The organism is Telluria sp. BA11, from assembly GCF_056680305.1.
In genome coordinates this window covers 2,983,800-2,995,934 of the sequence record NZ_CM155275.1, presented here as the reverse complement: position 1 = coordinate 2,995,934, position 12,135 = coordinate 2,983,800, and the positions used below count along the sequence as shown (strand labels likewise).

11 protein-coding genes are annotated in these 12,135 nt (G+C 63.1%); 3 read left to right on the top strand and 8 right to left on the bottom strand.

Features of this window, described 5'->3' with window-relative positions; genetic code table 11:
• Positions 1-2 precede the first annotated feature (2 nt).
• The 3 genes from AC1MGT_RS13175 to AC1MGT_RS13165 are packed head-to-tail and all read right to left on the bottom strand — an operon-like array spanning position 3 to position 2,328.
• On the bottom strand, positions 3-692 hold the full coding sequence (locus AC1MGT_RS13175; protein WP_499500506.1) for a type IV pilus inner membrane component PilO: 690 nt from the start codon (positions 690-692) through the stop codon (positions 3-5).
• Positions 689-1,306 carry a PilN domain-containing protein gene (locus AC1MGT_RS13170; RefSeq protein WP_499500505.1) on the bottom strand — a complete coding sequence of 206 codons (618 nt, stop codon included), beginning with the start codon at positions 1,304-1,306 and terminating at the stop codon, positions 689-691. Before AC1MGT_RS13170 ends, AC1MGT_RS13175 begins: the two co-directional genes overlap by 4 nt.
• Positions 1,306-2,328: a pilus assembly protein PilM gene (locus AC1MGT_RS13165; protein ID WP_499500504.1), complete on the bottom strand. Its 1,023-nt coding sequence runs from the start codon at positions 2,326-2,328 to the stop codon at positions 1,306-1,308. Before AC1MGT_RS13165 ends, AC1MGT_RS13170 begins: the two co-directional genes overlap by 1 nt.
• Before the next feature lie 361 nt (positions 2,329-2,689).
• Here AC1MGT_RS13165 and AC1MGT_RS13160 point away from each other — a divergent pair, with 361 nt between their 5' ends.
• Complete coding sequence (locus AC1MGT_RS13160) at positions 2,690-5,023, top strand: penicillin-binding protein 1A (RefSeq protein WP_499500503.1); 2,334 nt, start codon at positions 2,690-2,692, stop codon at positions 5,021-5,023.
• Between the two features lie 63 nt (positions 5,024-5,086).
• Here the strand turns inward: AC1MGT_RS13160 and cyaY are convergent, their stop codons facing one another.
• Positions 5,087-5,416 carry an iron donor protein CyaY gene (cyaY, locus tag AC1MGT_RS13155; RefSeq protein WP_258837190.1) on the bottom strand — a complete coding sequence of 110 codons (330 nt, stop codon included), beginning with the start codon at positions 5,414-5,416 and terminating at the stop codon, positions 5,087-5,089.
• A 40-nt stretch (positions 5,417-5,456) separates the two neighbouring features.
• Between cyaY and lptM the strand changes: the two genes are divergently transcribed.
• Complete coding sequence (lptM, locus tag AC1MGT_RS13150) at positions 5,457-5,639, top strand: LPS translocon maturation chaperone LptM (protein WP_499500502.1); 183 nt, start codon at positions 5,457-5,459, stop codon at positions 5,637-5,639.
• Positions 5,640-5,668: 29 nt separating this feature from the next.
• The gene (lysA, locus tag AC1MGT_RS13145; protein ID WP_499500501.1) at positions 5,669-6,946 is read left to right on the top strand and encodes a diaminopimelate decarboxylase; all 1,278 of its coding nucleotides are present in this window, start codon (positions 5,669-5,671) and stop codon (positions 6,944-6,946) included.
• Positions 6,947-7,107: 161 nt separating this feature from the next.
• On the opposite strand, the gene msrQ is transcribed toward lysA, so the two are convergent.
• From msrQ to AC1MGT_RS13125, 4 genes are all read right to left on the bottom strand, one after another.
• Positions 7,108-7,728 (bottom strand): protein-methionine-sulfoxide reductase heme-binding subunit MsrQ, encoded by a 621-nt coding sequence (gene msrQ, locus AC1MGT_RS13140; RefSeq protein WP_499500500.1) that lies wholly within the window; start codon positions 7,726-7,728, stop codon positions 7,108-7,110.
• Complete coding sequence (gene msrP, locus AC1MGT_RS13135) at positions 7,728-8,705, bottom strand: protein-methionine-sulfoxide reductase catalytic subunit MsrP (protein WP_499500499.1); 978 nt, start codon at positions 8,703-8,705, stop codon at positions 7,728-7,730. The genes msrQ and msrP overlap by 1 nt, the downstream gene beginning before the upstream one ends.
• Before the next feature lie 97 nt (positions 8,706-8,802).
• A complete protein-coding gene (gene ccsB, locus AC1MGT_RS13130; protein ID WP_332530653.1) occupies positions 8,803-9,981 on the bottom strand; it encodes a c-type cytochrome biogenesis protein CcsB in 1,179 nt (392 codons plus the stop codon).
• Between the two features lie 23 nt (positions 9,982-10,004).
• Entirely contained in the window at positions 10,005-12,104 is a 2,100-nt protein-coding gene (locus tag AC1MGT_RS13125; protein WP_499500498.1) for a cytochrome c biogenesis protein ResB, read from the bottom strand.
• Positions 12,105-12,135: the final 31 nt, after the last annotated feature.

Here is a 12,135-nt window from a genome sequence, read left to right as displayed (position 1 = left end):
CATCACTTGCCTTTGCCTTTACCCTTGCCTTTGCCTTTGGCGGCTTTCTTCTCGGCCGCGCGCGCGGCGCGCTGGGCGATCAGTTCTTCCTGGTCGAGATAGCGGAAGGTCTTGGCGATCGCCTCCATCTCGAGGTTGCCTTCCTTGACGCTCGCCAGCGACAGGTTGTTGAGCGTGACGATGCGCGGCAGGTTCGCCATGTCGGCGGCAAACGCGCCCATGTCGTGGTATTGCCCGCTCACCTTGATGCTGATCGGCAGCTCAGCGTAGTAGTCGCGCACCACTTCCTGGCCCGGCTTGAACAGCTCGAACTGCAGGCCGCGGCCCACGCCGGCCTGGTTGATGTCCGACAGCAGCGCGGCCATTTCCGACTTGCTCGGCAACTGCTTCTCCAGGCGCACCACGTACTGGTCGACCTGCGCCTTCTGCGCCTTGAGCGCTTCGAGGTTGATCGCTTGTGCCATCTTGGTTTCGTACTCGCCGCGCAGCCGCACTTCTTCCTGCGCGAGCGTTTCCTGCTCGGCGAACTGGTCGCTCCAGTAGAAGTAGTAGCCCAGGCCGACCACCAGCGCCACCACGCCCGCCGCGCACAACAGGCGCGGCGCCAGCGGCCACTGGCCAGGCTGACGGCCTTGAAGGTCTTCGAATTGCGCCGCGAACTGGGCGAACAGCGCCTTGATATCGATGTTCATGATTTCCCCGGCGCGCCAGGTTTGGCTGTGGCACCGTCTTCAAGTGCGTCGCTGTTGCGGGCGCGCTTGATCGACACGGCCAGCGTGAATTCAACCACCTTGCGCGCGCTCTTGCTCTGGGTGATGGTCGCGGCGCGCACTTCGGTCAGGTCGGGCTTTTCCAGCCATGCCGACTGGCTCGACAGGTTGCGCAGCAATTCGGCGACGCGCTCCTGCGACTGGGCGGCGCCGGTCAGGATCACGCGCTGGCCATCCTGCTTGACGGTCTTGAGGTGCACGCCGTCGGGCGTCTGGCGCACCAGTTCGTCGAGCAGGTAGACCGGCTGGTTGCGGTCGCCCTGCAAGTCTTCGACCGCCTGCTGGCGTGCTTGCAGCGCGGCGATTTCTTCCTTCAGCGTCGTGATCTCGCCGATTTTCTTGTCGAGATCGGCGCTGGCCTGCTTGAGCACCCCGTTGCGCTCGTTCTGGACCGAAATCTGGCTGGCGTTGTAGCCGCCCACCAGCAGCACGATGCCGGCGCCGACCAGGCCGCCAAGTGCCATCAGTGCCACGAACGCCGATTGCTTCTGCTTGCGTTTTGCCTCGCGGTGAGGCAACAGGTTAATGCGGATCATCAGCCGAACCTCCGCAACGCCAGGCCGCAGGCGACCAGGTAGGCCGGCGCTTCCTGACGCAGCTGGTGTTCACGCACGCCGGGGCCGAACGCCATATTGTCGAACGGCGACGCCAGGCTGGTGGCAATGCGGGTGCGGCCGGCCACGATCTCCATGATGCCCGGCAGCAGCGCGCAGCCGCCGGCCAGGTAAATACGGTCGATGCGCGTGTACGGCGTCGAGGTGTAGAAGAACTGGATCGCGCGCGTGACTTCCAGCGCTGCGTTCTCGAGGAATGGCGTGAGCAGGTCGGCGCGGTAGTTTTCCGGCAGGTCGCCCGCCTTCTTGCGCGTTTCGGCTTCCTCGAACGCCATGCCATAGGCGCGCACGATGTCCTGCGTGAGCGTGTTGCCGCCGAACGGCTGCTCGCGCTCGTAGACCGCTTCGCCGTTGAACAGCACCGACACGTGGGTGGCCTGGGCGCCGATCTGAAACAACGCCACGATCTGGTCGCGCATCAGGCCGGCAGCGTTTTCCAGCGCACTGCGCGCGGCGTACGATTCGATGTCCATCACGGTCGCGAGCAGGCCCGCGCCTTCGGCGATGGCGATGCGGTCCTCGACTTTTTCGCGGCGGGCAGCGGCCAGCATCACTTCCATGTCGTCCGCTGAATTGGGCGCCGGGCCGATCACGTCGAAGTCGAGGCTGACTTCATCGAGGGCGAACGGGATGTACTGGCTGGCTTCGGACTCGACCTGCACTTCGAGCTGGTCTTCCGACAAACCGGCCGGCAGGATGATTTTCTTGGTGATCACGGCGGCCGGCGGCATGCCCAGCGCGACGTGCTTGGCACGCGTGCCGCTCTTTTTCCAGACCCGGCGCACGGCGTCGGCCACCTGGTCCATGTTTTCGATATTGCCATCGACCACGGCGCCGCGCGGCAGCGATTCGGTCGCGTAGCGCTCGAGACGCACGAGTCCCTTGCCGGCGTCGGCCAGCTCGACCAGGCGAACGCCGGACGTGCTGATATCGAGCCCGATCATTGGCGGACTCGACTTTCCAAACAAGGAACCCAGATTGATCACCAAACACTCCTTGACACCGATTGGGGCAGAATCTGGCTGTAGACGCCCTTGCAAGGGTCGTTGTCGTTAACCAAACACCTGTTATTTTCTTATAAAAATCCGATACTTACGTGAAAGCACCGTCTCGGATCGTAGCAATAAAGGATGATGCGGGACAAGATATTTCTACTCGGGAACATCAGAATGCGGGGCATGCGCACCACACTTTGCCGATTCGTTGCCAGCTAAATATTGCTCTGTGGTTCGATTAAGCTCGGGCCAGTATCGGGTGCCAAACTGCTGTCTTATAATGAGGCGGATCAACAAAGCGAAAGTCAGCATGAAAGAGAAACAGGCAGCACCTTCTTCCTCCTCGAAGTTCAGCCCCAAGCGCCTGATCCTCATCGCATTCGCCAGCCTGTTCGGCCTGGGTGCGATTGGCGTACTCGTGCTCGTGTTCGCTCTGGCCATGGCGTACCCGAACCTGCCGGCGCTGGACACGATCACCGATTACCGGCCCAAGATGCCACTGCGGATCTTCACGGCCGATAACGTCCTGATCGGCGAATTCGGCGAAGAGCGCCGTACGCTGGTTCATTTCAAGGACATCCCCGATGTCATGAAGAAGGCCGTGCTGTCGATCGAAGACGACCGCTTCTATGAGCACAGCGGCATCGATTACCTGGGCATCATGCGCGCGGCCTTCCGCAACGCTACCGGCGGCGCGCGCCAGGGCGCATCGACCATCACCCAGCAGGTAGCGCGCAACTTCTTCCTGTCGTCGGAACAGACCTTCAAGCGCAAGGCGTATGAAGCGATGCTGGCCTGGAAGATCGAGAAGAACCTGTCCAAGGATCAGATTCTCGAGCTGTACATGAACCAGATCTACCTGGGCCAGCGTGCCTTCGGCTTCCAGTCGGCGGCCCAGATCTATTTCGGCAAGGACCTGCGCGACATCACCGTGGCCGAAGCGGCCATGCTGGCCGGCCTGCCGAAAGCGCCGTCGGCCTATAACCCCGTGGTCAATCCGACCCGCGCCAAGACGCGCCAGCAGTACATCCTGGTGCGCATGCACCAGCTGGGCTATATCAGCGACGCCCAGTTCGCCCAGGCCAAGGTCGAGCCACTCAAGATCAAGACCGACAGCGCCGCCTTCGGCGTGCACGCCGAATACGTGGCTGAAATGGCGCGCCAGCTGGTCTATGAACAGTTCAAGGAAGACACCTACACGCGCGGCCTGAACGTATTTACCACCATTACCAAGGCCGACCAGGACGCGGCCTACCTGGCGCTGCGCCGCGGTGTGATGGACTATGAACGCCGCCGCGCCTATCGTGGCCCGGAATCGTTCATCGACCTGCCATCGGGTAAAGCGGCGGCCGACGAAGCGATCGAAGCCGAGCTGGCCGAGCATCCGGATAGCGACAACATCATCGCGGCCGTCGTGCTGCAGGCGTCGAGCACGCAGGTACAGGCAGCGATCGCCTCGGGCGAGACGATCACGCTGTCGGGCTCGGGTCTGGCGTTTGCCAAAGCCTGGCTGTCGGACAAAGCGGCGCCGAACCGGCGCGTGCGCCGCGGCGCCGTGATCCGCGTGATGCAGGATGACGAATCGAAGTGGCTGATCACGCAGATGCCCGAAGTGGAATCGGCCTTTGTGGCGGCCAATACCGAAGACGGTGCAATCCGCGCGCTGGTGGGCGGCTTCGACTTCAACCGCAACAAGTTCAACCACGTGACGCAAGCGTGGCGCCAGCCCGGTTCGTCGTTCAAGCCGTTCATCTATTCGGCCTCGCTCGAGCGCGGGCTGTCGCCAGCCACCATCATCAACGATGCGCCGATCAGTTTCGATGCCGGTCAGACGGGCGGCCAGGCGTGGGAACCGAAGAACTACGACAGCAAGTACGACGGCCCGATGACGATGCGGCGTGGTCTGCAGCAGTCGAAGAACATGATCTCGATCCGCATCCTGAACAAGATCGGCGCGCGCTATGGCCAAGAGTACGCGGCCCGCTTCGGCTTCGAGCCCGAACGCAATCCGGCCTACCTGACGCTGGCACTGGGCGCTGGCGCAACCAATCCGCTGCAGATGGCCGGCGCCTACGCGGTGTTCGCCAACGGCGGCTATCGCGTCAGCCCGTACCTGATCTCGAAGGTCACCGACAGCGACGGCAAGGTGCTGTCCGAAGCGCGGCCGGCACGCGCGGGCGATGAAGCGAACCGCGTGATCGATGCGCGCAACGCCTTCCTGATGGACAGCATGCTCAAGGACGTGGTCCGCCACGGCACCGCGAACAAGGCGATGGCCCTGAAGCGCACCGACCTGGCCGGCAAGACCGGTACCACCAACGACTCGATCGACGCGTGGTTCGCCGGCTACCAGCCAAAGCTGGTGGGCATTGCCTGGATGGGCTACGACAAGCCGCGCAACCTGGGCGCGCGCGAGACCGGTGGCGGCCTGGCCCTGCCGATCTGGATCGGCTACATGCAAAAGGCGCTGAAGGACCAGCCGATGGTCGAACGCGAAGTGCCGGCCGGCCTGGTGCAGTACGGGTCCGAGTACTACTACGCCGAGACGCCGCCGGGCAGCGGCGTCGAAGCGCTCGACGTCGGCCAGCCGCCGCCGGCGCAGCAACAGCAGGAACGCGACGCGGTGCGGAACGAGTTGTTCTGATCACCCGTGCATGAAACGACAAAGGCGGCCAATGGCCGCCTTTGTTTTTAGTGCGAGATCGCGTTACACCAAGTTGACTGGTGCCCCGCCCTGCTCGCTCGCATAGCGCCCGAGCGCCGCGAAGAACTCGCTGTCGTCGCGCGTGTTGCGCCATTCGTCGCCCACGCGCTTGTAGTGGTAGCCACCCGAGCGTGCGGCCAGCCACATCTCTTGCAGCGGCGCCTGGCTGTTGATGATGATCTTGGTGCCGTTGTCGATGAACTCGATTTCGAGCACGTTGCCGCTGCGCTTGCACTCGACGTCGACGATGTCTTCGTCGTTCAGGCGATCGAAGGCCGTTTCGATCCGTTTCAGGGTCAGGTCGGCCAGGTCCAAAAATTCGGTTTCGGTCATGCTACACTCCAAATCTGCTAATCAAACCCTGATTCTAATCGTGAAGTCCTCCCTCGCGCTTCCTTTCGGCGCTGCGCTGATCGTCTCGGCCCTCGCCGGCTGCGGCCAGACCGGCCCGCTGTACATGCCCAACCCACCCGCCAGGCCCGCGCCGGTCGTTGTCGACCAGCCAGCCCAGCCCGTCCCGTCGAACAATGCGTCCACCCCGGCGCCGTACCGCTAACCGTCCGCTTCCACCTTCGCTTTTACCTTATGCCCCATTTCTTGTACCAGGACGGCGTGCTGCACGCCGAAGGCGCTTCCCTGTCCGCCATCGCCGACGAATTCGGCACGCCGACCTATGTGTATTCCAAGGCCACGCTGCTCGAGAACTTCAACGCCTACCAGGATGCCTGCGCCGGCCGCGACGCGCTGGTCTGCTATGCGATGAAGGCCAACTCGAACCTCGCCGTGCTCGACCTGCTGGCGCGCCAGGGCGCGGGCTTCGACATCGTCTCGGGCGGCGAACTGCTGCGCGTGATCGCTGCCGGCGGCGATCCTGGCAAGACCATTTTCTCGGGCGTGGGCAAGACCGAGGCCGAGATGACGCTGGCACTGGAAAAAGGCATCCTGTGCTTCAACGTGGAATCGATCCCCGAACTGCACCGCCTGAACGCCGTGGCCGGCAAACTCGGCATGCGCGCACCGGTCTCGCTGCGCGTGAACCCGAACGTGGACGCCAAGACCCACCCGTACATCGCCACCGGCCTGAAGGCCAATAAATTCGGCGTCGCCTTCGACGAGGCACTCGACACCTACCGCGCGGCCGCCGCGCTGGCGCACCTGGACGTGGTCGGCATCGACTGCCATATCGGCTCGCAGCTGCTGGACGACGCGCCGCTGCTCGAGGCACTCGACAAGCTGATCGACCTGATTGACACGCTGCACGCCGAAGGCATCCACCTGCACCACCTGGACATCGGCGGCGGCATCGGCGTCGACTACGGGGTGGCCGGCGACGCGCCGCCAGTGCCGGTGGGCGACTACCTGGGCCGCCTGTTCGCGCGCATCGATGCCTGGCGCGCGGCAAAGTACGACGGCCAGCCGCTCAAGGTGATATTCGAGCCGGGCCGCTCGATCGTCGCCGAAGCTGGCGTGCTGCTCACACGCGTGGAATACCTCAAACCTGGCGCCGAGAAGAACTTCTGCATCGTCGACGCCGCCATGAACGACATGATGCGTCCGACGCTGTACGGGGCCTGGATGGGCCTGCAGGCAGTGACGCAGCGCGAGAGCGCCGCGCTGATGTGGGATGTCGTGGGACCAATCTGCGAATCGGGCGACTGGCTGGCGCGCGAGCGCGAGCTGGCGCTGGAACCAGGCGACCTGCTGGCCATGATGACGGCCGGCGCCTACGGCATGACGATGGCGTCGAACTACAACACGCGCGGCCGCGCAGCCGAAGTAATCGTCGACGGCGACACCATCCACCTGGTACGCCGCCGCGAGACACCGACCGAGACCTTCGCGCTCGAAACGCTCATCAAGTAAAACAAAGCCGGCAAAGCCGGGGTCAGGTCTGACATTCGGACACGACCTCAGCTTTAGCCAGTTCCAATCTTTCCTGCCAGCAGTAGCATCGCACGGTGCCAGCTAGTTCCGACCAAAAGACTGTCGAGGTCGTGTCCGAATGTCAGACCTGACCCCGGTGTTCAGGCGCGCACGGGTTGTTGCTTGCGCCTGAAGTGCCAGAACACCCGCAACCCGAGCAACAGCGCAATGATCGATCCGAAGATGATTGGTCTGACAAAATCGTTCTTGCCCTCTTTCATCCACCAGAAATGCAGGATCGACAGCGGCGCAATCACGTAGATCAGGCGGTGCAGCCATTGCCAGCGCTTGCCGCCCAGGCGCTTGATCATCGCGTTGGTCGAGGTTGCCGCCAGCGGAATGAGCAGCACGAAGGCAATGAAGCCCACCAGGATGAACGGCCGCTTGATGACGTCGGCCAGCATGGCCGGCACGTCGAAGAAGTGGTCGAACCACAGGAATGCCGTGAAGTGCACGAATGCGTAGAAAAACATGAACAGGCCGATCATGCGGCGCAGCTTGACGAGCCAATTCCAGCCCGTCAGGCGCCGCAGCGGCGTCACCGCCAGCGTGATGCACAGGAAGTACAGCGCCCATTCGCCGCTGCCCTTGGTGATCGCCGCCAGCGGATCCGAAAAGCTGCCGCTGGCGGTGCCCCAGACCAGGCGCGCGAAGGGGACCAGCGCCAGCACGAACACCAGCGCCTTGACCCACCCGACCTCTTTGGTATTCAACCCTGCCATCAGAAATAACGCTTCAGATCCAGGCCGGTATACAGCGACGACACCTGGTCGTAGCCATTGAACATCAGGGTCTTGCGTTTCGGTGCAAACAGACCCGATTCACCAATGCGGCGCTCGCTGGCCTGCGACCAGCGCGGGTGGTCGACGTTCGGATTCACGTTCGAGAAGAAGCCGTATTCGCGCGGCGCCATGTCGTTCCAGGCGGTCTTCGGCTGGCGTGAGAGCAGGCGAATGCGCACCAACGACTTGGCCGACTTGAAACCGTATTTCCATGGCACGACGAGGCGCACCGGCGCGCCGTTCTGGTTCGGCAACACCTGGCCGTACATGCCCATCGTGAGCATCGTCAGCGGGTGCATGGCTTCGTCGATGCGCAAGCCCTCGACGTACGGCCAGTCGAGCACACCACTACGCAGGCCCGGCATCTGCTTGGGGTCGGCCAGCGTCGTGAATTCGACGAACTTGGCGTTGCCGGTCGGTTCGACCTGCTTGAGCAGGTTCGACAGCGAATAGCCGACCCACGGAATGACCATCGACCAGCCTTCGACGCAGCGCAGGCGGTACACGCGCTCCTCGAGCGGCGCGAGTTTCAGCAGGCTGTCGATGTCGAGCGTCAGGGGCTTCTTGACCTCGCCCTCGATGCGGACGGTCCAGGGCCGGGTGCGCAGCGTGTGCGCGTTCTCGGCCGGGTCGCCCTTGTCGAGGCCAAACTCGTAGAAGTTGTTGTAGCCGGCAGCGTCCTTGAACGGGGTCTGCTTTTCGTCGGTCGACAGCGCCACATTGGCGCGCGCCGCGAGCTTCTGGCCGGCGGTCTGGGCAAAGGCTTCGCGGTTGGCCATCTCCCAGACGCCGCTGCCGACAGCGGCCGTGGCGGCCATGCGGGTGATGAATTCACGCCGGCCGGTATAAATTTCTTGCGGCGTGATTTCGGAAGGGTACGGAAGATCGAGTCCGTTGGGATTGCGTTTGAAGAGCATGGCTGGCCTCGCGAGCTTGGGAAGCTTCACATTACACGAAGTTCCCTTAAGCTTGCGTTAGGCGGCCAACACTATCGGGTCAGCGCCCGTTCCGTCTTTACAGCTCGCCGTACGAGTGCAGACCCGACAGGAACATGTTCACGCCCAGGAAGGCAAACGTGGTTACCAGCAAGCCAACCACCGCCCACCAGGCCGCGACACGGCCGCGCAGGCCCGTCATCAAGCGCATGTGCAGCCACGCCGCGTAATTCAGCCACACGATCAGCGCCCACGTCTCTTTCGGATCCCACGACCAGTAGCCGCCCCACGCTTCAGCGGCCCACAGCGCGCCGAGGATGGTGGCGACGGTGAAGAACGCAAAACCGACCGAGATCGACTTGTACATCACGTCGTCGAGCACCTCAAGCGAAGGCAGGCGATCAACCAGCATGCCGTGCGACTTGAGCAGGTAGGCCGACGCGACCATCGCGGCCAGCGCAAACGTGCCGTAGCCAATGAAGTTGGCCGGCACGTGGATTTTCATCCACCAGCTCTGCAGCGCCGGCACGAGCGGCTGGATCTGGGCAGCGTCGCGCGAGACCGTGTACCACAGCAGGAAGCCGACGGCGGCGCCGATGATCAGCATCACGAACGGGCCCAGCTGGCGCGTGGCGTAGTGTTCTTCGTAATACAGGTGGAACAGCGCGGTGATGATGGCAAACAGGATGAACACTTCGTACAGGTTCGACACCGGGATGTGGCCGACGTCCGGGCCGATCAGGTACGACTCGTACCAGCGCACCATCATGCCGACCGCGCCGATCACGACTGCGGCCCAGCACAGCGCAGCGCCCACGCCGCCGCCGAACTTGCCGCGGCTTACCAGGCCAACCCAGTAGAACACGGTCGAGAACACGAACAGCGCGCTCATCCACAGGATGGCCGACTGGCTCGACAGCATGTACTTCAGGAAGAATTTTTGCTCGGCAGCGGCAAGGTTGCCGTCGTACAGCGCGATGGCGCCCAGCGACAGCACGGCGACCAGCGGCAGCAGCCAGCGCATCGGTTTCCAGTACCAGCCCAGCACGGCAAACACGGGCGCCGTGCACACCAGGATCACCTCTTCATAGATGTCCATGAAATGGCCGTACCGGTTCAGCGCGAACAGTGCTGCAGCGCACAGGGCAAGCGCGTACAGCCAGTCGAGCGCACCCAGGCGGCGGAAATAGCCGGGCGCTTCCTGATATTGGTCGGTCGAGCGCGCCGGGGCGCCAGTCTTTGGTTGTGACAGTTCCATTGTTTTCTCCAAGCCCGCGCAGCTTACGCCGGTTGTGGCAGCTTTACTGACAAGTCTTCGTACTCGCGCTCGAAATCGAGCGTCTTGCGCTGCGTGCTCATGGCCATCAGCGCCTCGGCGCCAGCCCCAGGATTACCGGGCACGTCGCGCACCCAGATCCAGACACGCCGTTCGCGGATGTAGAACATCGCGAACACGCCCAAGACAAGCAGGACACAGCCGAAGTAGACCACGTTCTTGCCCGGCGAGCGCGTCAATTGCAGTACCGAAGCCTTCACTTCGGTGAAATCGTCAAGCTGCAGATACACCGGCGCGCCGTACAGATAACTGTCCGACAACGCATTGGTGGCCAGTTGCAGGAAGCGGCCATTGGCGTCCGTTGGCGCGGCCGCGGCGTCGCCGTGTTTTTCGCGCGCCACTTGCCACAGCTCCCATAGGGTGCCGTTAAGCATTTTCATGAAAATGCCGGCTGCTTTCTCCTGCTCGGCCTGCGGAATCTTTTCCAGGAACTGGGCCACGCCAACGAAGCCGCCGCGACCGTCGCCGCCGGCAAAGATGCCGAGCGTGCGCGCTGCCGACTCCTGCAACTGGCCAGCCAGCGCGCTGCCTTGGTTGCCGCCCAGCGCCCGCGCGGCATAGCGGCGCGCCGCCACGGCGCGCGCCTCGGGATCGGCCAGCGCCGCGCGCAGGCGCATCCAGTCGCCCACGCCGTAGCGTTCATCGACGGGAATGCGCAGGAAGCTGAAGCTCTCCGACGGGTTCGCGCGCACGCCGGCCAGATAGACTTGCGACCCATCGAGCGTCATTGGCTGCATGTAGTTCATGAATTCGCGCGCCTGGCCGCTGGCGTCGCGCAGCTTGTATTGCACGCTGGGGCCGACGTTCTTGAGGTCTTTCGTGGCGTCCGGATTGGCAGCCGAACCCGAGGCCTTGCCCAGCGTGGCGGCGAACTGTTCGTTGAACGTTTTGCCCTTGCTCACCGCGCGCACGTCATTGCCCTGGCTAATGTTTTCGACGTTGAACGGACGGAAGCCCGACCACTCGACCGCATAGGTCTCGCCGCCGATTTTCAGTTCGGTGGCGCCGTTGACTTCGCCTTCGATCGGGAAACTGGCGCTGGCGGCGCCGTTCATCGGGTATCCCGTCAGCCGCAGTTTGCTGCCGCCATCGTCAAAGCTCGACTGGTAGACGGCAATGCCCTTGTAGATCAGCGGATGATTGACCTTGATGGTCGATTCGAACGTGTGGCCGGTTTCCAGGTCGCGCACGACCACGTCGCTGGCAAACAGTTTCGGCATGCCGGTCGAATAAAACTCGATATGGAATTTCTTGAGCTGCAGCGAGAACGGCAACTCCTGCACCAGGACGCCCGTCGGCTGGTTCAGGATCGCGGTGCGGCTGGCCTGCCCTTCGGCAATGGCGGTATTGCCACGGAAGGTCGGGTTGCCCGTGCCCAGGCGGTGCTGGGCCGGAATGTCGGCGATCACGCCGCTGCCGGTGAATGGCGTTTTGTTGAACAGCCACTGCTGGATGCGCACCGGCAGGTCCGAGTCGAGCGTGCCGCCCACCAGGATCACGATGATCGACGAATGCGCGAAGATGTAGCCGAACTTGTTGCCCGCGCCCTTCTTGGCCGTGACCAGCGTGCCGCCATCCTTCTCGACGATTTTCGTGGCATAGCCGGCGTGGCGCAGGCGCAGTGCACTCTGCTCGGCCAGCGCGCTTTTGGCCAGCGGCGCCTGCCATTCGAGCTTGTGGTGGAAGTTGCGCAGCGAATCGAAGCGCACGTTTTCGCGCCAGCTGCGCATGTCGCGCATCATTTTCGGCGCGTTGCGGATCAGGCACAGCCCGGTGGACATGACCAGCACCACCAGGATCACGAGGAACCACCAGCTGGAATACACGCTGTACAGACCGAACTTGTTGAAAATTTCGAACCAGAACGGGCCGAACTGGTTGACGTAATTCGACATTGGCTCAGCCTGCTTGAGCACGGTGCCGATAATCGACGAGATGGAGATGATGGTGAGAAGACTGATCGCAAACCGCATCGAGGAGATCAGTTCGACCGCCTCGGCCAGACCACGGCGGCGGGTGTTCAGTTCAATTCCGGTGGTGCTCATGCTTTACAACTTTCTTCCTGCGCGGCGGGTA